The sequence below is a fragment of the Streptococcaceae bacterium ESL0687 genome, from assembly GCA_029392475.1.
Classification (GTDB): Bacteria; Bacillota; Bacilli; order Lactobacillales; family Streptococcaceae; genus Floricoccus.
On the sequence record CP113940.1, the window covers coordinates 713,846 to 736,790 of the forward strand.

21 protein-coding genes are annotated in these 22,945 nt (G+C 37.9%); 4 read left to right on the top strand and 17 right to left on the bottom strand.

What is annotated here, in order from left to right:
• Positions 1-8: 8 nt before the first annotated feature.
• The 8 genes from purF to OZX60_03640 all read right to left on the bottom strand — a co-directional run bounded on the left by purF (position 9) and on the right by OZX60_03640 (position 8,544).
• Positions 9-1,448, bottom strand: coding sequence for an amidophosphoribosyltransferase (purF, locus tag OZX60_03605; protein ID WEV45829.1), 1,440 nt, complete (start codon positions 1,446-1,448; stop codon positions 9-11).
• Positions 1,433-3,655 carry a phosphoribosylformylglycinamidine synthase subunit PurL gene (purL, locus tag OZX60_03610; GenBank protein ID WEV45830.1) on the bottom strand — a complete coding sequence of 741 codons (2,223 nt, stop codon included), beginning with the start codon at positions 3,653-3,655 and terminating at the stop codon, positions 1,433-1,435. The genes purF and purL overlap by 16 nt, the downstream gene beginning before the upstream one ends.
• 4 nt (positions 3,656-3,659) lie before the next feature.
• Positions 3,660-4,334 carry a phosphoribosylformylglycinamidine synthase subunit PurQ gene (purQ, locus tag OZX60_03615; GenBank protein WEV45831.1) on the bottom strand — a complete coding sequence of 225 codons (675 nt, stop codon included), beginning with the start codon at positions 4,332-4,334 and terminating at the stop codon, positions 3,660-3,662.
• Positions 4,335-4,336: 2 nt separating this feature from the next.
• The gene (gene purS / locus OZX60_03620; protein WEV45832.1) at positions 4,337-4,591 is read right to left on the bottom strand and encodes a phosphoribosylformylglycinamidine synthase subunit PurS; all 255 of its coding nucleotides are present in this window, start codon (positions 4,589-4,591) and stop codon (positions 4,337-4,339) included.
• A 29-nt stretch (positions 4,592-4,620) separates the two neighbouring features.
• Positions 4,621-5,334 (bottom strand): phosphoribosylaminoimidazolesuccinocarboxamide synthase, encoded by a 714-nt coding sequence (locus OZX60_03625; protein WEV45833.1) that lies wholly within the window; start codon positions 5,332-5,334, stop codon positions 4,621-4,623.
• 214 nt (positions 5,335-5,548) lie between these two features.
• Entirely contained in the window at positions 5,549-6,664 is a 1,116-nt protein-coding gene (gene purK / locus OZX60_03630; protein WEV45834.1) for a 5-(carboxyamino)imidazole ribonucleotide synthase, read from the bottom strand.
• On the bottom strand, positions 6,657-7,121 hold the full coding sequence (purE, locus tag OZX60_03635; protein ID WEV45874.1) for a 5-(carboxyamino)imidazole ribonucleotide mutase: 465 nt from the start codon (positions 7,119-7,121) through the stop codon (positions 6,657-6,659). The genes purK and purE overlap by 8 nt, the downstream gene beginning before the upstream one ends.
• Positions 7,122-7,299: 178 nt before the next feature.
• Positions 7,300-8,544, bottom strand: coding sequence for a hypothetical protein (locus OZX60_03640; protein WEV45835.1), 1,245 nt, complete (start codon positions 8,542-8,544; stop codon positions 7,300-7,302).
• 154 nt (positions 8,545-8,698) lie between these two features.
• Here OZX60_03640 and OZX60_03645 point away from each other — a divergent pair, with 154 nt between their 5' ends.
• Positions 8,699-9,823 (top strand): FAD-dependent oxidoreductase, encoded by a 1,125-nt coding sequence (locus tag OZX60_03645; protein WEV45836.1) that lies wholly within the window; start codon positions 8,699-8,701, stop codon positions 9,821-9,823.
• Positions 9,824-9,860: 37 nt separating this feature from the next.
• Here the strand turns inward: OZX60_03645 and OZX60_03650 are convergent, their stop codons facing one another.
• The gene (locus tag OZX60_03650; GenBank protein WEV45837.1) at positions 9,861-10,724 is read right to left on the bottom strand and encodes an NAD(P)-dependent oxidoreductase; all 864 of its coding nucleotides are present in this window, start codon (positions 10,722-10,724) and stop codon (positions 9,861-9,863) included.
• Between the two features lie 245 nt (positions 10,725-10,969).
• Here OZX60_03650 and coaA point away from each other — a divergent pair, with 245 nt between their 5' ends.
• Positions 10,970-11,893 (top strand): type I pantothenate kinase, encoded by a 924-nt coding sequence (gene coaA, locus OZX60_03655; GenBank protein ID WEV45838.1) that lies wholly within the window; start codon positions 10,970-10,972, stop codon positions 11,891-11,893.
• A 31-nt stretch (positions 11,894-11,924) separates the two neighbouring features.
• On the opposite strand, the gene OZX60_03660 is transcribed toward coaA, so the two are convergent.
• A complete protein-coding gene (locus OZX60_03660) occupies positions 11,925-12,233 on the bottom strand; it encodes a metalloregulator ArsR/SmtB family transcription factor (GenBank protein WEV45839.1) in 309 nt (102 codons plus the stop codon).
• Between the two features lie 128 nt (positions 12,234-12,361).
• On the bottom strand, positions 12,362-13,825 hold the full coding sequence (locus OZX60_03665) for an MDR family MFS transporter (GenBank protein ID WEV45840.1): 1,464 nt from the start codon (positions 13,823-13,825) through the stop codon (positions 12,362-12,364).
• Between the two features lie 300 nt (positions 13,826-14,125).
• Here OZX60_03665 and OZX60_03670 point away from each other — a divergent pair, with 300 nt between their 5' ends.
• Positions 14,126-14,740, top strand: coding sequence for a thiamine diphosphokinase (locus tag OZX60_03670; GenBank protein ID WEV45841.1), 615 nt, complete (start codon positions 14,126-14,128; stop codon positions 14,738-14,740).
• 30 nt (positions 14,741-14,770) lie between these two features.
• Here OZX60_03670 and ppk1 read toward each other — a convergent pair whose 3' ends face one another.
• Positions 14,771-16,993, bottom strand: a complete 2,223-nt coding sequence (gene ppk1, locus OZX60_03675; GenBank protein ID WEV45842.1) for a polyphosphate kinase 1 — start codon at positions 16,991-16,993, stop codon at positions 14,771-14,773.
• A complete protein-coding gene (locus tag OZX60_03680) occupies positions 16,990-18,354 on the bottom strand; it encodes a DUF2252 domain-containing protein (protein ID WEV45843.1) in 1,365 nt (454 codons plus the stop codon). Before OZX60_03680 ends, ppk1 begins: the two co-directional genes overlap by 4 nt.
• Positions 18,355-18,480: 126 nt before the next feature.
• Here OZX60_03680 and OZX60_03685 point away from each other — a divergent pair, with 126 nt between their 5' ends.
• Positions 18,481-19,236, top strand: coding sequence for a hypothetical protein (locus OZX60_03685; GenBank protein WEV45844.1), 756 nt, complete (start codon positions 18,481-18,483; stop codon positions 19,234-19,236).
• Positions 19,237-19,256: 20 nt separating this feature from the next.
• Here OZX60_03685 and OZX60_03690 read toward each other — a convergent pair whose 3' ends face one another.
• The 4 genes from OZX60_03690 to OZX60_03705 form a co-directional block, all read right to left on the bottom strand.
• Positions 19,257-20,099 (bottom strand): YitT family protein, encoded by an 843-nt coding sequence (locus tag OZX60_03690; protein WEV44550.1) that lies wholly within the window; start codon positions 20,097-20,099, stop codon positions 19,257-19,259.
• Between the two features lie 373 nt (positions 20,100-20,472).
• The gene (locus OZX60_03695; GenBank protein WEV44551.1) at positions 20,473-21,732 is read right to left on the bottom strand and encodes a hypothetical protein; all 1,260 of its coding nucleotides are present in this window, start codon (positions 21,730-21,732) and stop codon (positions 20,473-20,475) included.
• A 13-nt stretch (positions 21,733-21,745) separates the two neighbouring features.
• Entirely contained in the window at positions 21,746-22,570 is an 825-nt protein-coding gene (locus OZX60_03700) for an ABC transporter ATP-binding protein (GenBank protein WEV44552.1), read from the bottom strand.
• Positions 22,554-22,910, bottom strand: coding sequence for a GntR family transcriptional regulator (locus OZX60_03705; protein WEV44553.1), 357 nt, complete (start codon positions 22,908-22,910; stop codon positions 22,554-22,556). Before OZX60_03705 ends, OZX60_03700 begins: the two co-directional genes overlap by 17 nt.
• Between the last annotated feature and the right edge of the window lie 35 nt (positions 22,911-22,945).

A 22,945-nucleotide genomic window follows, 5' to 3' on the forward strand; every position in this document is an offset into this window, starting at 1 on the left:
ATTTCCTCCTAGAAAAATTTCGTTGTTTCTTCAAGTGACTTTTCATATTCTTCTTCGTAATCATACAAAGGAGTTGGGAAATCACCATTGAAGTAAGCCATACATAATCCTCCGTAAGGAGCATCATAATCAAGTCCTACTGATTCGACTACACCGTCAACACTTAAAAAGCTAAGTGAATCTGCCCCAATATACTCACGAATTTCTTCAATCGTATGATTGGCTGCAATTAATTCATGACGAGACTGGATATCGATTCCGTAGAAACATGGGTATTTAAGAGGGGGAGAAGCAATTCTCACGTGAACCTCTTTGGCTCCAGCTTCCTTCAGAAGTTTTACAATCCTACCTGATGTAGTTCCACGGACAATTGAGTCATCAACCATAATGACCCTCTTACCTTCAACGACTCCACGAACTGCAGAAAGTTTCATACGAACACCCTGCTCACGTAACTCCTGAGTCGGTTGAATAAAGGTTCTGGCTACATATTGATTCTTAACAAGACCAAGCTCGTAAGAAATTCCAGATTCCTCGGCATATCCACTAGCAGCAGAAAGAGAAGAGTTTGGAACACCAATAACCATGTCTGCATCAACATAAGCCTCACGAGCCAAGGCACGTCCCATATTTTTACGGGCAGTGTGGACATTGACCCCTGCGATATTTGAATCAGGTCTTGCAAAGTAAATGTATTCCATTGAACAAATTGATGGTGTTACCTCATCTGTGTAAGTATCAATGGTAATTCCTTGGTCATTAATGATAATAACCTCACCTGGATTAACGTGCCTTACAAAATCAGCACCAACTGAATCAAGGGCGCAAGTTTCAGAGGCCACTACATAGGCACCACTCTTCATTTGACCAATTGATAGGGGTCTGAAACCATTTGGATCTAGGGCTGCATAAAGGGCATCATCTGTAAGAAGGACATAGGCAAACCCTCCCTTAACTGTATTTAATGATTCCTTAAGCTTATCTAGGAAGCTTTCTGCTTGAGACAATCTGATTAAATGCATCAAAATCTCTGTATCAGAGTTTGAGTGAAAGATTGCTCCTACTTCTTCAAGTTTACGGCGAAGACTTTTAGCATTCGTTAGGTTTCCGTTGTGGGCAAGGGCTACTTGTCCATCATAGAAATTGAAGAGGAAGGGTTGAATGTTATCGACACTTCCGTTACCAGCTGTCGCATAGCGAACATGACCAATAGCGCTTTTACCACTTAGTTGGTCGATTGTACTGTCATCAGAAAAAACTTCTGACAGTAGGCCAAGATTTCTATAACCAAGTAATTTCCCTTGGTCATTTGAGACAATTCCTGCCCCTTCTTGTCCCCTATGTTGAAGGCTATGAAGCCCGAAGTAGGTGATGCGACTTGCGTCATCATGCCCCCATACTCCGAAGACTCCACATTCTTCATTTAAACTTTTTACTTCATAAGACATGGAATTGCTTCCTCCCATAGGTTTTTAGCAGTCTTACTTGCAAGTGTTATTGTATCGTCACAAGCTTTGATGTTAATTTGTCCGCTATCTGATACGCGACCAAGGTAGCTAGCAGCATCTCCTGCTAAAGCTTCAAACTTAGCCTTGTTTTCTTCTTTAATTGAAAGAACAAAGCGAGATTGGCTTTCAGAGAAGAGATCACTTGCTGGCATGTTAACTTCAACATCTAAACCAAGACCATTTTTAAAGGCTGATTCAACAAGACCAACAGCAAGTCCACCTTCTGATAGGTCGTGAGCACTTGCAACAAGACCTTCTTTGATTGCAGCAAGAACTAAATCTTGAATTTCTTTTTCATGAGCCAGGTCAAAGTCCATTAATTTACCTTCAATGCGGCCTAACTGCATTTTTTGGATTTCAGATCCATTGAAGTCAGCTTTTGTTTGACCAAGTAGGTAGATTAAGTCACCTGATTCTTTAAAGTCCTGAGTTGTGATGTGTTCTACATCTTCGATTAGTCCAACCATTCCAATTACAGGAGTTGGGTAAATGGCACGACCATTTGTTTCGTTATACATAGAAACATTTCCTGAAATTACTGGTGTGTTAAGAACCTTACATGCTTCAGAGATTCCATCTGCAGATGTCCAAAGTTCCCAGAACCCTTCTGGTTTGTCAGGAGAACCATAGTTCAAGCAGTCCGTAATGGCAAGTGGTTGTCCACCTGAGGCTACGATATTTCTAGCTGCTTCAGCTACTGCCATTTGTCCACCAACTTCTGGATTTAGGTAAAGGTAGCGAGCGTTACAGTCAGTTGTCACGGCAAGGGCCTTGCGGGTACCACGAACACGAATAACTGCAGCATCACTTCCAGGTCTAACAACTGTGTTGGTTAAAACTTGTGAGTCATATGTCTCATAAATTGATTTTTTAGAGGCAATGGTTGGTTGTTGAAGGAGTTCGATTAGAGTTGCTGTAGCATCCTCAACTTTAGGAACAAAGTTTTCAAGTTCAGCAAATTCCTTAATACGGGCTGGCTCAACCTTGTCTTTCATGTATTCTGGTGCATCTTCTGCCAGAGCATCAACCGGAAGGTTTGCAACTTCAACTCCTTGGTGGAAGAGGCGGTATTGACCGTCATCTGTTACATGACCAATGGTTACAGCATCTAAATCATATAATTTGAACAAGTCAACGACTTCTGCTTCATGTCCTTTTTTAACACAGATAAGCATTCTTTCTTGTGATTCTGAAAGCATCATCTCGTAAGGAGTCATGTTTGTTTCACGTTGGGGAACATCATCCAGGTAGAGTTCAAGACCGCTTCCAGCTTTTGAGGCCATCTCAGAACTTGATGATACAAGACCAGCTGCCCCCATATCCTGAATACCAACTAGGATATCTGAATGGTTTAAAATAAGTTCAAGACAGGCTTCAAGAAGAAGTTTTTCCATAAATGGATCTCCAACCTGAACAGCAGATCTTTGTTGCTCTTCGCCTTCTACAAATTCTTCAGAGGCAAATGTTGCCCCGTGGATTCCATCACGTCCAGTTTTTGCTCCAACGTACATGATTGAATTTCCAACACCCTTGGCTTGACCTTTTTGGATGTCCTTGTGGTCGATTAATCCCACACACATAGCATTAACTAGAGGATTGCCTTCATAACATTCATCAAAGGCTACTTCTCCACCAACTGTTGGAATTCCGATACAGTTTCCGTATCCTGAAATCCCTGCAACTACTTCTTCAAGTAGATACTTGGTACGAGGGTTGTTAAGTTCGCCAAATCTTAGGGAATCAAGGATGGCTAAAGGACGAGCACCCATTGAGAAGATGTCACGGATAATTCCACCAACACCTGTTGCTGCTCCCTCATAAGGTTCAACAGCTGATGGGTGGTTGTGGCTTTCAGCCTTGAAAACGACAGCTTGTCCATCACCAATATCAACAATCCCAGCTCCCTCACCAGGACCTTGAAGTACTTGAGGGCCTGAGGTTGGGAATTTTCTTAGGACTGGCTTAGAATTTTTATAAGAGCAGTGCTCACTCCACATAACAGAGAATAGACCTGTTTCTGTGTAATTTGGCAGACGTTTTAGGATATCCTCAGAAATCATTCGATATTCTTCATCAGTCAGACCCCATTCAGCATAAATTTTCTTGTCTCTAATTTCTTCTGCTGTTGGTTCGATCATTTTTACCATTAGTTTATTGCACCTTTCCAAAGTTCTTCAAAATTGATTTGAAAAAATTCTTACCATCTTCTGATCCAAGTAATTCTTCCATTGCGCGTTCTGGGTGAGGCATCATCCCTAGGACATTTCCGGCCTTATTTGTAATTCCCGCAATATTTTCACGGCTTCCGTTAACATTTTCTCCTTCGTAGGTAAAAATGATTTGATTATTTTGCTTGAGTTCTTCAAGTGTTTCATCATCACAGTAGTAGTTTCCTTCACCGTGGGCAACTGGGATGTTGATAATCTCATTTTCCTCATATTCACTTGTAAATTTGCTTTTGTTGTTCTCAACTCTTAGAGGAACTGACTTACAAATGAAGTGAAGGGATTCGTTTCTTAAAAGTACTCCCGGTAGAAGTCCTGCTTCTGTAAGAACTTGGAAACCATTACAAGTACCAAAGACAGGTTTTCCTTCTTCAGCAAAGCGGATAACCTCATCCATGATTGATGAAAAGCGAGCAATGGCCCCGCAACGAAGGTAGTCACCATAAGAGAAACCACCTGGCAGTAAGACACCGTCAAAACCTTCAAGACTTGTTGCATCATGACGAACATACTCAGCTTCAGCTCCCATGATGTCTTTTACAGCCCATAAAAGATCCATATCACAGTTTGAACCTGGAAAAACAATAACAGCGAATTTCATTCCTAGGCTTCCTCCACTAGTTCAACTTCATAACGGTAAGTTTCCATGTTGACATTGGCAAGAAGCTTGTCACAGATTTCTTCAATTACAGGCTCGATTTCGCGGTCTGATTTAGCGACCTTAAGTTCGAAATATTTACCAATCCTAACTTCTTCAATTTCGTCATAACCTAAACGGTGGATGGCTCCTTTAACAGCCTCTCCTTGAGGGTCTAAAACTGATTCCTTATAGGTTACATAAACTTTTACAAAATACATTTCTTTTTTCTCCTTTTATTAATAAACTTTTAGTTTAACTGCTCTAAACGATCTAGTACTTCTTGGTAAACTGGAATTAAATCCCCTAAATCACGGCGGTAGATATCCTTATCTAGGTGGTCATTTGTATCCATGTCCCACAGGCGACAAGTGTCAGGTGAAATTTCATCAGCTAGAAGGATTTCTCCGTTTACATCACGTCCTACTTCAATTTTAAAATCAATTAATTTAATATTGATGCCTGCAAAAAGTTTTTTAAGTTCTTCATTAACTTTTAAGGCAAGTTCCTTAATCTCAGCAATCTCGCCAGCATTTGCGATATCTAAGATTTTAACGTGCTCATCATTGATGAAAGGATCATCAAGGGCATCATCCTTATAGTAAAATTCAACAATTGGAAAGGCTAATTCAGTACCTTCTTCAACATTTAATCTTCGTGAAAAACTTCCAGCAGCAAAGTTTCTAACAACAACTTCTAAAGGAATTATTTGAACTTCTTTAATTAATTGTTCGGTTTTTGAAATTTTTTCAATAAAATGACTTTCGATACCTCTATCAGCAAGAACATCAAATATTAGACTTGTTATTTGATTGTTCATCTGTCCCTTACCAATAATTTGGTCTTTTTTCACACCATTAAGGGCAGTTGCTTGGTCTAGATACTCTACCCACAAAGTGTTCTCTTGGTCTGTAGAATAAAGTTCTTTAGCTTTTCCTTGATAGAGTAATTTACCTTTTTCCATTTTTTCTCCATAATCTTAATTTTAAATAAAGTATTGCAGATAACATTCGTTTTCTATGGGTAAAGTATAACACCAGAAAAATATTTCCGTCAATAAAATATTGAATATTGTCTAACTTTTTTATCTTAACGTTCGTAATTATCTGGCTAAAAAAATAAAAGGACAATTTATTAACAAAATCGTCCTTTTATACTTATTTTTTATACTAGTTTTATTACCAAACGTTGGTCTTGTCTATTTCTTTCATGGAAGTTTCAAGATTATCAGTTAATAGAGTAATATGCCCCATTTTTCTGCCGATTTTAGCTTCTTCCTTACCATAATAGTGGAAGTGCCAATCAGCTTTTTCCTTCATAAGCTCATAAGAGGCTGCTAGCTTCTCACCTAAAACATTAATCATGATTGCCTTAGATAAAAGCTTAATGTCTGAAAGAGGTAGCCCTAAAACACCCTTTAGGTGGGCATCAAACTGACTAAAATCGCAGGCCTCAATTGTATAATGACCTGAATTATGCGGTCTTGGGGCAAGTTCGTTAACATAGAGCTCTCCCTCATGGCCAACAAACATCTCAATTGCTAGAACTCCCCTTAATTTAAGCTTGTCTGCAATAATTAGGGCCATTCTTTTAGCTTCTTCTTCTAGATGACTACTTATTCTTGCAGGAACTAGGCTTTCATGAAGGATGTTGTTAACATGGATGTTTTCAGCGACAGGAAAAGTTTTATAATCATAGCCATTTCCTGCGACGATGACTGAAATTTCTCTTTCAAAGGGAATCCAAGCCTCAAGGACACAAGTTCCAAGCTTAAGTAGGCTCTTGGCAGCTTCAAAGTCTTCTTCCTCCCTTAAAACAACCTGTCCTTTCCCGTCATAACCGCCACGACTGGTCTTTAGAACAGAGGGATAACCCAAATCATTTAAAGCTTCTTTTAAATCAGCTTCTTTTTCAATCTTTCTATAAGGGGCAATTTTAATCTGGCAGCTTTCTAAAAAGTTCTTTTCAGCCAGTCTATCCTGTGTCTTGGCTAGAAGATCTGTTCCCTGAGGTAAATTAATGGCTTGGCCTAAATTTTCCAAGGCTTCAACGGAAACATTTTCAAATTCATAGGTTAAAACATCTGATTTTTGGGCTAGATCCTCAAGGGCTGCAAAGTCATCATAGGCAGCAACAATCTGTTCATCTGCAACTTGACCAGCCGGACAAGTTCTATCCGGATCCAAGACGATTGTTTTATAGCCCATTTCCTTGGCTGAAAAAATCATCATTTGACCTAATTGGCCACCGCCTACAATCCCAATTTTTGCTCCTGGCAGTATCATCTTAGTCAAGTTGGTCACTACTTTCTAAAACAAGTTCTCTTAAACCGTCACGTCTTTGGTCAAGCTTTTGAGCTAGGTCAAGGTCACCTATTGAAAGAATTTGAGCGGCAAGAAGTCCTGCATTGGTCGCTCCTGCCTGACCAATGGCTGTTGTTGCTACCGGAACTCCTCCAGGCATTTGTACGATTGATAAGAGAGAGTCCAATCCGTTTAATGTTCGGCTTTTAACAGGAACTCCAATTACTGGTAGGGTTGTCTTGGCAGCAACCATTCCTGGTAAGTGGGCAGCTCCTCCAGCACCAGCAATAATTACCTTAAGACCACGCCCGCGAGCTTCTTCAGCAAATTCAAACATGTAATCTGGTGTCCTATGGGCTGAAACAACCTTCTTCTCATAAGGTATTTCTAGCTCATCAAGAATATTACAAGCAAGCTTCATGGTCTCCCAATCTGATGTACTTCCCATAATTACAGCAACAAGTGGATTCTTAGTCAAAATCAAACCTCCTAATATTTTCCCTTATTTTAACAAGGAAAAAAATCAATGTCAAAAGGATTTACGAATCATATATAACATTATACATATAACGTTCGTAAATAAAAGAGCTAGTTAGTAAACTAGCCCTCTTATTTTTCAAATTCCCTTAATCATTTAAATAATAGTACCTACCCTCATCAACGATGATTTCCAGGTCCTGGTCCTGAAGATCCTTTGGTTGATCCAAACTTAAAATCTGATAGTTAAGTTGCCTTCTTATCTGATCAATAGTCTGATCCTTAACTTCCTTATACTTCCATTTATCCTTGATTGCTCCCTGGGTCATGCCTATAAGGTCTTGCTTTTTCCTCCTAGCTTGGTTCAAATCAAGTTCAAAGTATTCTAGTCTTGCTTCCTGCCAAGCTGTCAAAACCTCTAAAAGATTAGTAGACTGATCCTTATACTTTTCATAAAGGTCAAAACTTATCTTATCAGATATTTGTCCGCCTCCCAAAAGGTGAGTTAATTTACTAATTTCTCCAAGGATTGCTAGTAGCACTTCCTGGTAGTCCAGCATGAGAGAAAGTTCTTGCGTTTTCTTTTCATAAGTCTTAAAGCTTTCAGCTTCTTCCTTACTTGTTAAATCAGAGATAGTTAAATTTACCTGCTGAAGGAGCTGAGCTGCCTCACCCTCCAAGGCCTCTAAATTTAAAATCTTATTTTGCCTTAGACTTTCATTACTGATGATTTCAGAGCTAAAATGATTTATCTTCCCAATCCGTAAAAGCAGGGTCATTATGCGACTTTTAAACTCCCTTTCCTGGAAGTCATTAATCCTTGAAACTGCCGCATTTATAGAGGTTAATTTCTTATTTATCTCATCCATGTAGTATTGACCAACTAGAAGAGATGACAGGGACATAAGGGAACCCAGGCTAATAAGAGACGGCTTAAGATCCTTGGCATCAACCTTTTGAAAGAGGGCCTGGCTGTCACTTCCATCAAGTCCCTTATAAACACCTTTGACATATTGACCATTTGCGGTCTTTCCAACCTGGTTCAAATTACTAGGAAGAGTTAGCTTATAAAAGTCCGTCCCTCCCTGGATTTTTCCATTAATTAATGCATCCCCAAAAAAACTTGTCATTAAATCCGTGATGGTCATGACTACATTCTGGTCTTTAATTTCTGTCAGCTCTAGTCCATCAAAGTCATCTTTTCTAAGTTCTTCAACCAGTAAATTAGGCTGAAATTCTTCTAAATCAGGAATTTCTGCAAGTTTTGCTTCTTCTTCCTTTTTGGCCCGCCCAAGGGACTCGATATTCTTAAATTTATTGAGAGTAAACATGGTTGTAGCCATTATTAACAGGAAAATAATTATGCCAATCAGGCTAAATTCTACTTCATTCATTGATAATCCTCTATCTATCCATTAGTCTAACAAAATCCTAATTAAATTATAACATATAAAAGCTTCCCTCAAAAATTAGGTGATCAGTAAGGGCTTCTGGTATTTGCCTCCTCTTTATGAGAAAATAAGCTATGTTAAACTTGAAAGGAGATCTATGAAAAAAATAGCTATAATTGGTGGTGGAATTATTGGTATGACAGCTGCTGCCTATCTGGATCCTGAAAAATTTCAGGTAACCATTTTTGATGAGGGCGTGGGACAAGCAACCGGTGCAAGTGCTGGAATTATTTCGCCCTGGTTGTCCAAAAGACGTAACAAAAAGTGGTATCAACTGGCCAAGGACGGGGCTCGTTTTTATGAAAAATTAGTGGCTGATTTTGATTTGGACCAGTCCATCTACCAGCAATCAGGAACTTTAATTATCCGTCCAGAGGATAGCCTTAAAAAGCTTGAAGAATTTGCCCAAGAAAAGAAACTTGAGGCAAATGAGATTGGAGAAATCAGTCTTCTCAGTCCTGAGGAAACTAAAAGAGAGGTTCCTCTTTTAAGGGAGCAGGCCTCCCTTAAGATATCTGGCGGTGGCCGCTTAGACGGTCTTAATTACCTAAAGAAAATGGAAGAGGTAGCCAAGGAAAAAGGAAGCCAGATAATTAAAGAAAGGGCAAATCTTGCAGAAGATGACGGGAAACTTGTGGTCACAAGTGAGACTAAAAGGGAAGTCTTTGACTATCTTATCCTAACCCCAGGACCTCATCTGAAGGATTTACTGGCTCCTTTAAACTATCAGGTGGATATCAGGCCGCAAAAGGGGCAACTTCTGGTCTATCAAACGGCTCTTGGAGATAGCGACAAATGGCCCGTGGTAGTTCTTGACGGAGAAGCAGATTTAATTCCCTTTCCCCAAGGGAAAATAATCCTAGGGGCTACTCATGAAAATGACGGTGGCTGGGACCTACAAGCAACAGAGGAAGCTTATCTCCAGCTAACAAGCTATGCCAAGCAATTTCTTGATCAAAAACTAGCCCCCCAATTATTGGACTCTCCTCATAAATCGAGGGTGGGAACACGCGCCTATACCAGTGATTTCGCTCCCTTCTTCTCTCCATTATCCGACAACCCTAAAATTATTGCAGCAAGTGGCCTTGGGTCGTCTGGCCTAACAACCGGTCCATTCATGGGCTATAAGATAGCTTGTTATTGTAATAGTGGTCAGTGGGATGAGACAAATAATTCCTATCAAAAGGAAATAACAAATTACATAAAAAGAGATATTGATTAATATCTCTTTTTCTTTTTACTGGTTCTACTTACTACTTCTACTTATTCCACCACAGCTTGATTAAAGCTTGGGTTCCGTCATCTTCAAACCCCTTATCAGCAAGATTATCATATAGCTTTTTAGCAAGGCTTGTAGCTGGTAATTCAATATCCATTTTATCCGCCTCATCTAGGGCAATTCCCAGATCTTTAATAAAGTGCTTTACAAAAAAGCCTGGACTAAAATCTTCTTTAAGGATTCTTGGAGAATAATTAGTTAAAGACCAGTTACCAGCGGCACCGCCACCTACTGTTTCAATAACTTTTTCAAGATCAAGTCCTGCTCTTTGTGCATAAACAAGAAGTTCAGTCATACCAGTCATTGTCCCTGCAATCATAATTTGATTGGCCATCTTGGTATGTTGCCCCTTACCAGCAGCTCCTTGATAGCTAAATGTTTTACCAATTAGTTCAAATAAGGGTAAGGCCCTTTGGAAGGCTTTTTCGTCTCCTCCTACCATAATTGAAAGACTGGCATTTCTTGCTCCCAAGTCTCCTCCAGAAACTGGAGCATCCAGTGCTTCTGCTCCCCTATCTTTTGCAGTTTGATAAATTCTTTCAGCAAGACTTGGAGTGCTTGTTGTAAGGTCAATTAAAAGTTTTCCCTTAACTTCTCCTTTAAAGATTCCCTCTGCTCCGTAGTAAATTTCTTCTACATCTTGAGGATAGCCCACCATGGTAAAAATAACATCTGATTCATTTGTTAATTGGCACGGGTTAGTCGCCCACTTAGCTCCTTCTTCAAATAGGTCAAGGGCCTTAGCTTTTGTTCTAGTATAGATAGTGACCTCATGACCTGCTGCCATAAAATGTCTTACAATGGCATGGCCCATAACTCCCATTCCAATAAATCCAATCTTCATTACTGATTTCTCCTTTACAATTAATAATTAGTAATTAAACCTTCCCCCTACTATAATACCTTTATGACTTTTAGTAAAGGTTAAATCTTTAAGTGCTTTAATGCTAGATTTTATAATAGCTTCAAACATATTGACAAGCCTAATATCAAAAGCCTATAAAAGGAAAATCCCTAGTAAGTGATGGTCATTCAATCTTATTATATAGCTGACACAAGAAAGGGTTTTTATGGTATTATTAGGGGGCTATGAGAGAATTTATTAATTTTGACCGGATTAGCCGTAAGGACTGGCAGGACTTATATAAAAAAAGTCTGCCTCAACTTACCGAAGGGGAGCTTGAAAATATCCGATCCCTTAACGACCGCATTAACATGCAAGATGTTGTCGATGTTTACCATCCCCTGGTTCATCTGATACGTATCTATAGGAAAAATCTTGAGGACATGACCTTCTCCAAGGGGCTCTTCCTTCAAAAAATAAATAAAACTCCACCTCTTATAATTGGGATATCAGGTAGCGTTGCTGTTGGTAAAAGTACAACAGCAAGACTCATGCAAACTCTTTTAAGTAGGGTTTTTAAGCATACAAAGGTTGATCTGGTTACAACTGATGGTTTCCTCTATCCAAATGACTATCTGCGAGAAAATAATTTAATGCACCGCAAGGGATTTCCTGAGTCTTATGATATGGAAGCCATTATTAATTTTTTATATGCTGTAAAAAGTGGTAAAAAATCAGTTGATGTTCCCCTTTATTCTCATGAAATTTACGATGTTATCCCCCATGAAAAACTGACGATTGAAAGTCCTGATATTTTAATCGTCGAAGGAATAAATGTCTTTCAGAACCAGCAAAATGATTTGCTTTATATGGCTGACTTCTTTGATTTTTCCATCTATGTTGACGCCTGTGAGGCTGATATAGAACGCTGGTACATGGAACGCTTTAACAGCTTATTAGAGCTTTCGAAAAATAATCCCAATAATTACTACTACCAGTTTAGCAAGTGGCCCCGTAAACAGGCCTTGGAACTTGCTGAAAGGACCTGGAAGGATGTCAATCTGGTCAATCTTAAAGACTACATTAAGCCTACAAGAAATAGGGCTGATGTTATCTTACACAAGTCATCTGACCATTTTATCGATACCATCTACCTTAAAAAATACTAATAAAAAAGCCCTACTATCAAGGTAAGGCTTTTTATTTGAACATATGCTCTACGTGTTCAATGGTATCATTAATCACATGGGCCACATGTTTATCATCTAGTTGATAGTACATGGACTTGCCCTCTCTTTTAGCACTAACCAGTCTTTCTTCCTTGAGAAGGGACAATTGATGGGATACCGCCGATTGTTCCAAGTCTAGTAGGCTTGCAATTTTACCAACATTTAATTCCCCTTGGGACAAAAGGTGAAGAATCTGCAAACGGATGGGATTTCCCATAAGTTTAAAAATCTTATTAGCCTCTTCAAGGGATTTTTGATTAATTAGTTTTATATCTGACATATAATCACCACTCTTAATACTTCCTGAACTTTATTAGTTATTATACACCAAATCAAGCCAATGTGGGATTTAAATTAAATTTTGTCAAAAAAAGAAGCCGGAGGGCTTCCTTTTATTTTTCCTATAAGCTATTTGTCATCTTTTTTAATGGTTTGGGCAATTACTAAAGATAGGACAACAAGGATGATTCCTGTTGTAAATACCCCGTGGATTCCTTGGAAGAGAATGCCCTTAAGAGGTTTAAGTAAATCAGCTGGAATGTTTTGTGCTGTATGGGGATTTACCAATTGGTTTAATACACTACGGTCAACATCTAATTTTTCACTAGCAAGGGCACTATTCATTCTTGAGTTGCTTATAATCCCGTAAACAGAAATCATAATGGTCTGACCGATTACCCTTGATAGGGTATTAAATGAGGTAGCTACTCCTAGTTGATCTTGTGGGACTGTATTTTGGGCCACAATTGTTGTTGCAACGATAGTAACTCCAAGACTAACCCCTAAAATAGCAGATATAATAACAAAGACTAAATAAGGGCTGTCTGCTGGCATAATAACAAGTGGGAGAGAACCAATTAAAGTAATTCCAAGGCTCATAAGCATAACCCATTTTACAGAATGTTTATCAAGCCATTTACCTGCAAGGTTTGACCCAAAGATCCAAAGAATAGACATGGGTGCAAGAACAAGCCCCCCGATTCCTGCCTTGTAGCCTAGAACTCCCTGCATCCACATGGGAATGTAGACATCAAAGCACATAAGAAATCCGCTAACAAGGGCTGCAATTAAGTTTACAGCTACAAAGATTCTACTTGCAAAAAGATCAAGGGAGATAACTGGGTCTTCTGCCTTCTTCTCCACCCTGATAAAGAAGAATAAAAAGAGGATACTAGCCAGAAAGAGGATAATAACAAGGGGATTTAGACCCTCATCCCCTAAAATTTGAAAGGCTGCTAGAAGGGACATAAGGACAAGCATAAGATTTAAACTTCCGCCAATATCCATTTTTTTAGCTTCAACTTCAGGTTTTTCCTCATTGAAGAAGTAACAAATCATGGCAATCAGCAAGATACCGATTGGAACATTAACAAAGAAAACCCAGTGCCAACCGATGGTATCAACAATAATCCCACCAGCCAGTGGTCCTGCGACACTTGCAATCCCCCAGGCTGTACTTGTCAGACCAATTACCCTGGCCCTTTTTTCCGGAGAATACAGGTCTGCGATGATGGTTAAAGATACTGGTGTCATGGAAGCAGCCCCAAGCCCCTGAATGGCACGCGCCACAATTAGGGTCATCATAGAGTTTGATAGACCACAAAGGGCTGACCCTATAACAAAGAGGATAATTCCAAAAATAAAGACAGGTTTTCTTCCAATTTTATCAGCTAATTTACCATATATTGGTGTAAGCATGGCACTTGTTAGAAGATATATTGAAAATACCCAGTTCATAATCTCAATACCCTGCAGGCTACCAACGATTGTTGGCATGGCTGTAGTAACAATTGTTCCTTCAATTGCTGTCATAAAGGTCGCCACAAAAACTGCTATGGTGACCATTAGGACATTTGTTTTCCTTTTTTGCATCTTTTCTCCTTATAAATTATTTATTTCACCATAAAAACAACCCCCATCGTTAATAAATTAACAATAGGAATCGTTTATGTATGTGTTTTATTAAATTTTTTGATGTTTAAAATGGTTAAATGGCCCTTGGTAAGGTTTTCATGGGGCCAAGATGGTATTATATCACACTTTTTTGGCAAAATATATAGCTTGAAATGAAGATTTTTTAAAAGAATATTATAAATTTGTGACACTAAAATGATAAATTTATTTCTGCTATAATAAATCTAGATTATAGAAAATGGGGAGTTTTATTGGTTTATGAAAAAAGAAAAAGTATTGATTGTCTGTAGTCATACGGACATTGATTTAGCGCGTGATTATAAGGGCTATTATACAATCGGTGTTGAAAGAGGCTGTCTAGATTTAATTGGAGCAAATCTTCCTATTGACCACGCCTTGGGTGATTTTGATTCAGTAAATCAGGAGGAATTTACTCTGATTAAGTCTTATGCTAAAGACCTTGTCAAACTTCCTGCCGAAAAAGACCTCCTTGACGGTGAGGAGGCCATTATCTATGCCCAGTCTCTTAATCCAGAGGAACTAGTCTTTATAAGTGACGGACCTAGACTTGACATGACCCTTGCTAGCCTCGGATTTGTAAGAGACTATGGTCTTATCCTAAGAAATAGTCATAACTACTGCTTTATGCTTAGGGAGGGATTAAATACCTTGGAAGCCATGGATGAATTTAAGTACCTATCATTTATTGGCCTTAAAAAAAGTGTCTTAGACATTGAAAACCTAGCCTATGAAGCTCGGGAAATCAGTCTAGACACTATTTCAGCAAATGCTATTAGTAACGAGTTTATCCAAGGAGAAAAGGGACTTGTCAGACTAATAGAAGGACAGGTCATGGCCATTTACAGCAAGTAGACCTTAGGATTTTATAAAATTACTGGCAAATCAAGTTACAATTAAAAATATGATTATTAAAATAAGGATAATCATAATGACATTGTAAAAACGGTTGAACCTAAAGTTTGTATCACTAGATCTTCTTAAAAAGCTTTTACCCCTGTTCTTTGTTGAAAGTTCGGGGCCTTTTAATTTCTTAATATTTACTGACTCTAATTTCTTTCCTTCCTCGGCTAATTGGATGAAAGTCTCCTGGGCACTTGCCCCACCTGGAAGAGCCAACTTATTGTAGTTCCCTTCCCGGTCTAAATAAGAAGCGTCCTTAAAGTCACTCTCGTAGATTCTAATTATCTTTGCAAGTTTTTCCTTCAATTTGAAATCAATGATCGGTGCTGCTACCTCAATCCTGTCATCCATATTTCTGGTCATTAAATCAGCAGATGAAATCCACATGTCAGCTTCAGCAATATTACTATCCTCTCCCCAGTAAAAGGCATATATCCTACTGTGTTCTAGGAAGCGGCCAACAATACTTGAAATTACAATATTTTCCCTGGGACCACATAGGCCAAGCTTCATACAGCTTGCTCCTCTGACTACCATCCTGATCGGAAGTCCAGTTTTTGCGGCACTATAAAGGGCGTCAATAATTTCCCAATCAGTTAGGGCATTTGTTTTAAAGAAAATTTTACCCTGACCCGTTCTCAAGTAATGGAGTTTCATGGCCTTTATCTTTTCAAGGAGTTGCTCTTTTAGTAAGTTAGGCGAGGTTGAGATTAGATTATATTGGGGCGGATTAATATCATTTACAATATAGTTGAAAAAATTTTCAACATCCTCTACATACTTAGGATTTGAAGTGATTAATGATAAGTCTACATAAGCCTTTGAGGTATCCTCATTGTAGTTACCACTGGCTATATGAACATAGGATTTAGTGGTATTTTTTGTCTTTTTGACAATTAAAAGAAGCTTACCATGGGTTTTATAACCCTCTTTTCCAAAGCTTACATAACAACCCGCATCGACTAAACGGTCAACTAAGGCCAAGTTCATTTTCTCATTAAACCTAGCCTTCAGCTCAATAACAACTGTCACCTGAATCCCGTTTTTTGCTGCTCGAATTAACTCTTCAATAATCTTTGAATTTTCTGCCACCCGGTAAATGGTCTGCTTGATTGCAACCGTATCCTTATCACTTGCAGCCTGGCTCAAAAGTTTGACCACATAGTCAAAGGATTCAAAAGGGTGCTCTAAAAGGAGGGGTGTCTGATCAATCTTCTTAAAGATATCCTCATCTGGTGCTGGGATGATGGGAGAAAATTCCTTGTAAACAAGGTCTTTATGGGTGGCACCGTAAAAGGCAACCAGCTTAAACAAGAAGGTTAAATCAAGTGGTCCTGGGATATGATAACTTGACTTTTTATCCAGATTTAAGGTTTCTGATAAAAGGTTTATATCACTTGAATCCTTATTAACATCTCGTCCAGCATATTCAAGCCTTGATGGTTTCCCTTTTTCCCGCTCTTCAAGGTATTTTTCAACAGATTCCAAAATACTGGTATCAATTTCAGAGTCAATTTCAATATCCTTGTCCCTGGTCACCCTGAAGACAAATTTACTTGATATTTCATGGTCACTTAAGATGACGGAAAGATTATTTAAAATTAAATCTTCAAGAAAAATATAGTGATTAGGAACCGATAGGGGAATCAAGCGATCTAACTTGTCTGATAAAGGAATAATGGTAATTATTTCACTGTTCTCATAGCTAGATCTGACATATATATTAAGTTCCCCATCAACATAGCGAGATTTGGCATGATAATGATCAAACTGGGTCGTTGTCAGGCAGGGGAAGATATTACTTTTGAAGTATTCATCCATCCGCTCCTTTTCCCTTTGATCAAGACCCTTGTAGGAATCGATGGCAAAAATCTCTTTTTTTCTGGCCTTGGCAGTTAGATACTTATAGTTTCCGTACTGAAGCTTAATATTTTTACGATTGCGCTCACAAATTTTATTACGCACATCCTTTTGAAGAAGTCCTGTCTTCTTATCTCTTGCGTGGGGATCAAGGGACAAGACTTCCTGGATTCCTGGTACACGAACACTGTAAAATTCGTCCAAGTTATTAGAGGCAATGGCTAAAAATTTTAGGCGTTCTAGTAGGGGAACTGAAGAATTATGTGATTGTTTAATAACCCGGCGATTAAAAAGCAGCCAGCTCAAATCGCGGTTATAATATCTTGAAAAAATTCTATCACTCATTTGTTCAACCTACTTAAAAAGTCCTTATAATCATTAAGCACTTGCTTTCTATAATTTTTTGCATAGGCCACAAGGGCCTTAATCATCCAATCTTGACTTTCTAGATAGCCTATAATCATTGGAAAAGATGGGGATTTGCTATGGGCGCGTGCTAGCAAAATGATACAGATATCTACATATCCCCTAAAGGAATCCCAGTCCAATTTATCCAGTTTAATTGACCCTTTCATATCCCTAAATTGGCGGACATAAAAGGACTTGTTTTCAATTTTAAAATAACCTAAAAAGGGATCAGATGCTGTTTGAAGAATCCTCTGACTATTAACAATATTTAGCCCTTGCTCATCCTTATTGGCATAAACCTCATGACCATCAGTAATGGGCAGGGCCTCTTTGACCTGAAGAATAAGATAGCTACCATCATTGTTTTGAAGAAGGATTAGGTAGCATAAGGTTCCAACACTTCCAACGCCAACGCTATGACGGACAATGTCAACAATCTTACATTGGGATAAATAAAGCTTTATATTGCTCCTCATGGTCTCCTTGTAGAGTTCAAAACCGGTTGCAAGCTTCTTGTAGTCATCTGGATCAATATGCTTGGTTACAGGCGGATTTTCAATGAAAAGTCGTTTGTTCTTATCGTCCACCTGGGTAAATTTTAAGAGGGCTGAATTAGAGTCCCTTTGAACGGCTTTTTTGACAGCCTTTCTTATTACTTTTTGTGTACTTTCATCACTGACTCTGGTAAAAGGACCTAAAATATTTTCAACTGTATTAGGGAAAATAACCCTTTCAATTGACGGGATACTAGCCATATTTTTCAGACTGTCCCTATAAACTTGCAGGGATTTTTCCAGAAATTTTTCAGTCTTGTCCGCTGGCAAATTTTGACTGTCACTTACTAAAAGGGCACTGACTAGAAATCTTTTTATATCATATTCCCAAATGCTAACCCTTGACTCGTCAAAGTCATTAACATCAAAGAGCAATTGTCTTTCAGGTGATGAGTAAAAACCAAAATTAGCCAAGTGAGCATCGCCGCAGATTATGGCCTCGATACTCGATGAATAGCCATTAATTAAATCATAATTCATTAAATCAGCCGTTCCCCTAAAAAAAGAAAAGGGATTGACCGACATTCTTTGATATTTTAAAGGAAGCAGTTCTTTAACCAAAAGTTTTTCCCTTAAATCTAAAATTTCAAAGATATTTCTTTTTTGAAGGATGAACCCACTGACTTCTTCATAGCTTGTTGAGTCACCTAATTTTTTACCTTCTTTAATTAAAAAATCGTGACTTTCATAAAAATCTGTTGATTCAAAATCATAGGGTGAGATTTTCTTTAATTTATTTTCCAAAAAGACCTCCAAAAGTTATCAAGATATAAACTTAGTTTCATTATAAATAAAATGGCCATCTATTTCAAATATCTTACGTTATCTGTCTTGTGCTATAATATATAAAAAGATTGGTCAGGGGATTTTATGCATTCAATATTAGTAAATTTTTATCAACTTTTTATGACCTTCATGGTCTATTCTATTATCGGCTGGGTCTGGGAAAGCATCTACTGCTCCTTAAAGGCGGGACATTTTGTCTACCGGGGTTACCTGCTTGGGCCCTACTGTCCGGTTTATGGCTTTGGGATTACTGCAAGTCTCCTTCTCATTCCAAAGAATTTTAGAAGCCCCTTTGAGTTATATGTTTATTCGGCAATTATTGTTACTATTATTGAATACCTGGCAAGCTATTTGCTGGAAAAAGTAGCCCATTTAAGATTGTGGGACTATTCCAAACTTCCCTTTAATATCAAGGGGCGGGTAGCCCTTCCCATTTCCCTATTCTGGGGTCTTGGCTGCCTTCTTTTAATTGATTATATTGAACCCTTTATTGGCAAATATATTACTAAATTTATTTACCAAACACATTTTATAGGACCTTTTCTCCTGCTTATAATAATCCTTGCAGATGCTATATCTACCTACTCTTTTACCCATTCATTTGAATACCAATTGGCCGATAGGGAAGAAGACAAAGATGACAAGGAAAATGCAGGTATTAAGGAATGGCGTTTAAAAAATATTTTCTACAAGCACCAAGAAAATATCAAACACCGAAAATTGGTTCTTTATCTAAAGGGTCTAAAAGGTTTTAAAAATAAGAGCCTCTACAGGCTGGCTAAAAATTATCCCAGCATCAAGTTTATAAGTAAAAAAGTCAAAGAAAAAAAAGAATCCTAGGATTCTTTTATATTATTTATTTATTCTATATGGCTGTAGGTAAAACCGCGACCAAGAACTTCAGATACATTGTTTACAATTACAAAGGCTTTAGGATCAACTTCTGCAATGATTTTCTTAACGGTATTAAACTCTTGGTTGTCAACAACAATCATAATAATTTCCTTGTTTTCTTCCCTGTAGCCACCACGCGCATCAAGGAAGGTCGATCCCCTATCAATTTCATTTTTAAGGCGATTTTGAATCTCCTTAAGATGATGTTCACTCATAATCCACAAGGTCTTCTTACGATTAATCCCTGTTTCAATGTAAGACATAACAAGAGATGTTATGACAATTGATAGAATAGCATACAAGAACTCTTCAAAACCAAAGACAACCAGGTTTAGAGATACGACAAAGGCATCTGTTAAAAGAAGACCAACTGAGGTATCTACACCGAAGTATTTTTGCAAGATTAGCGGGGGAATAGTCGTTCCGCCAGCAGAAGAATTATTATTATATAAGATAGTAACCCCTAGGGCAAAAATAGCACTCCCAAAGATAACTGACAGTAGACGATCAGAAGTTAGGGCAACTTCTGGTAGGACTGCAAGGGTTACTGGAAAGGCCAAACTTCCAAAGAGAACCTTCATGAATGAGTCTTTACCGAGAAAAATAAGGGCAAGAATTAACATTAGAATATTCATGACAAGGACCACAAGAGCCTTATTAACACCAAGAGCGTACTCCATAATAACACCAAGTCCGCTGACTCCTCCTGCTGCCACATGATGCGGGGCCAAAAACATGTTTATTGAAAACGACAAGAGCATTAAGCCCCCAATAATTTTTACATAAGACATAAGTTTACTATTTTTCACATATCCACCTCTTCCTTTCACATATTTATAATGATAGCATCATTCGTAAATAAAGCGCAACCAATATCCATAAAGTTCCTACTTAAGTCTGATTTTTAGGCAAAAATTACTTTTTATTTTCTGGTAAAAAGTGATATTATTATCATGTATTTGCTTGAAAGTTTATTTAAGGAGAGTTATGAACAAGAAATTATTATTTATTTTTATGGGCATCTTGCTTCTGACCCTTGGTTTGGAGTATTATTTCCCAAAATTTGCTAGCTTTATATCTGGACTAGAATTTTGCACTGTCATCCTTTATTTTTCTTATCAGATGCTGAGATACCTTTTTTACTATCTAAATCATAAACAAAGGAGCTGACGAGTCAGCTCCTTATTTTTTTAAAATTTTACCGTATTTAAAATTTGGCCTAAAAATTAGAAAGGCAAAGATTATTAAAATACTAAAGGCAAATAGAATTACCACAAATCCTAATTCATACCAAAATTTATTGATATATAGGGGATAAAGAAGGTCAGCTACAACCAAAGCAAGAATTAAGAGGTAAAAGGGAAGCCTTAGAAAATCAAGTCTGACATATTCCCTATCCTGCTCCAAGGAATATTCCTTGTTCATCAAGTAGATTAGAGGAGAGAAGATTAAGGCAGCGATTAAGAAGGCAAGACCTAGGTTTAAAAAGCTAGTTTTTAAATCCACATTCAAGATATACCTGCTTAAAAATTGTCTTGAACCATCATAACTTTCAAAAATGATTAGAAGGGCCGGCAGACCAAGAATGGCTGTTAAAAACTTATAAATGGGACGACCCACTAGGGCATCGATGAAGAGGATATAAATACAAGCAATTAAAGTCATGAAGATATATGAGCCAGATAATAACCATAAAGATTCAACAGGCAGGGTCACATATTCCTTTGGAATTAACAGGCCTCTTGTCAAATGAGTAAGGATTGAGATTAGACCTATTAAAAGTAAGGGTAGGCCTACAAAGAAGACCAGTTGACCAAAAACAAGCTTGTTACGATTACGCCCCCTTTGAAGGAAGAAGAGGCCTAAATTTTTGGTTTGATCAAGACTTACAAGAATAAGAAGGGCAGGGGCCACTAATAGACTAAAGGGAATTAGAGCCAAATTATTTATATTATTATAACTATAATATAAAGATTTAGCGTTTTTAGTAAGACTAAAGTCTGTATCCTTTAAGTAAAATTGGTTCAATTCCTTCTTGTAATCCTCATAACTTTCAGGCAGTAGGTTGATTACAGACTCAGCTTCATCTCCGTGTAAGAGTCCATTCCTAGTCCAAAGGGAAGCTAGAAATTGCAAATAATTGGGGGTTTCTTCCTCATATGTACTTGTAGAAAATTCTCTTTCTGCAAGTCTTGGGATAGTATAAAAGCTATCACTTCCCTTGCCACTTTTAATTAATTCTTCAATTTCACCCCTAAATTCCTGGTAATCCTCCTTGGAATAGTGATTATCAACCATAAATTCCTCAAGAGCTTCCTTGCTATTTTTCCAGTTAGTTTGGTCCCTAATCAGACCAATAAAACCTAGAGCTAAAATTAGAAGGCTGATTCCTGTGATTAAATTTTTTCTTAGATTCCAGTATGCGATTATTGATTTTTTCACCTAATTCTCCTATCTATCCTAACTCGACCCTAAAGACATCCTCTGTTGTTAGTTGCAAGACCTCAACAAACTTATAATTACTTGTGTTTGAAAACATTTCATCAATCCTGTTTTCAGGAATAATTATCAGCCAAACACTACCCCTCTTATCAATTACACGGGCCACTTCTAAAAGCTCCTCAGGAAGACTTGATCCCTCATAAACAAATTGAAGCTTAACATTTTCGAGTCTTTCTGGATCATAAATTTCAATATTCTTATCCTTAATTAAAAGAATACTGTCAGCTAGGCCGTCAAGTTCACTTAAATTATGAGTAGCAATTATAAAGGTTGAATTTCCCTGATCAATACTATCAATTAAAAGCTCCTTCACCCGGTCCTTAATAAAAAGATCAAGGCCGTCAAGGGGTTCGTCTAATAGGACATATTTAACCTTACTAGCAATCCCGCAGGCAATGTATAAGAGAGCTTCCTGACCCTTTGAAAAACTAGCCACCGTTTTTTTAAGGTCTAGATTAGATTCTTCTAGAAGTCTAAAGAAAAGCTGGCTGTCAAAATTAGGCAAATAAACCTTCATAATTTTTGCTATCTCCTGGGCGCAATAAGTTCTCATGAAATTTTGCCCTGGATTAACATAGAAGACATCATCAACAGGAACATCAATATGTCCAGTTGTTGGAGTCATCTCACTTGAGATTAACCGCATCAAAGTAGTCTTTCCAGATCCATTTCGCCCGACCAGTCCAATAATTTTAGATTTTGGAATTTCAAGATTAATATCCTCTAAAATCATCCTTCCATCTATTTTTTTACTTATATTTTCAAGCCTTAAAGTCATTTTCTACCTTCCTTATCAACTCATGTAGTTCTTCCGCCTGAATCCCTAGTCTTAATGCCTCATCAAGAGATTCTGATAAAAGGCGAAGCTTGTCTTTTCTTTCAACCTCTTGGAGCTTTAAAACATCCTTATTTACAAAAGATCCCTTATTAGGTATGGAGACGATTACCCCTTCCCTTTCTAAAACCTGATAACTTTTAGCAATCGTATTAGGATTAACATTCTCCCTAATGGCCATGGCCCTGACTGAAAGAAGCTTATCACCAGGTAAAAGAAGCCCCTTGGTTATCTCTGACTTGATATTTTCTGCAACCTGCTCATAAATGGGTAATTTATTCATTTCCTCCCCCTTACTTATGTTATGTGTACTATTAT

Coding starts and splice junctions, on each gene's coding strand:
- ppk1 (WEV45842.1), bottom strand. CDS start 16,993: ATGAGTGATAGAATTTTTTCAAGATATTATAACCGCGATTTGAGCTGG.
- coaA (WEV45838.1), top strand. CDS start 10,970: ATGAGAGAATTTATTAATTTTGACCGGATTAGCCGTAAGGACTGGCAG.
- OZX60_03645 (WEV45836.1), top strand. CDS start 8,699: ATGAAAAAAATAGCTATAATTGGTGGTGGAATTATTGGTATGACAGCT.
- OZX60_03685 (WEV45844.1), top strand. CDS start 18,481: ATGCATTCAATATTAGTAAATTTTTATCAACTTTTTATGACCTTCATG.
- OZX60_03625 (WEV45833.1), bottom strand. CDS start 5,334: ATGGAAAAAGGTAAATTACTCTATCAAGGAAAAGCTAAAGAACTTTAT.
- OZX60_03660 (WEV45839.1), bottom strand. CDS start 12,233: ATGTCAGATATAAAACTAATTAATCAAAAATCCCTTGAAGAGGCTAAT.
- OZX60_03705 (WEV44553.1), bottom strand. CDS start 22,910: ATGAATAAATTACCCATTTATGAGCAGGTTGCAGAAAATATCAAGTCA.
- purE (WEV45874.1), bottom strand. CDS start 7,121: ATGGGAAGTACATCAGATTGGGAGACCATGAAGCTTGCTTGTAATATT.
- OZX60_03640 (WEV45835.1), bottom strand. CDS start 8,544: ATGAATGAAGTAGAATTTAGCCTGATTGGCATAATTATTTTCCTGTTA.
- purS (WEV45832.1), bottom strand. CDS start 4,591: ATGTATTTTGTAAAAGTTTATGTAACCTATAAGGAATCAGTTTTAGAC.
- OZX60_03665 (WEV45840.1), bottom strand. CDS start 13,825: ATGCAAAAAAGGAAAACAAATGTCCTAATGGTCACCATAGCAGTTTTT.
- purQ (WEV45831.1), bottom strand. CDS start 4,334: ATGAAATTCGCTGTTATTGTTTTTCCAGGTTCAAACTGTGATATGGAT.
- purL (WEV45830.1), bottom strand. CDS start 3,655: ATGGTAAAAATGATCGAACCAACAGCAGAAGAAATTAGAGACAAGAAA.
- OZX60_03700 (WEV44552.1), bottom strand. CDS start 22,570: ATGACTTTAAGGCTTGAAAATATAAGTAAAAAAATAGATGGAAGGATG.
- OZX60_03670 (WEV45841.1), top strand. CDS start 14,126: ATGAAAAAAGAAAAAGTATTGATTGTCTGTAGTCATACGGACATTGAT.
- OZX60_03650 (WEV45837.1), bottom strand. CDS start 10,724: ATGAAGATTGGATTTATTGGAATGGGAGTTATGGGCCATGCCATTGTA.
- purF (WEV45829.1), bottom strand. CDS start 1,448: ATGTCTTATGAAGTAAAAAGTTTAAATGAAGAATGTGGAGTCTTCGGA.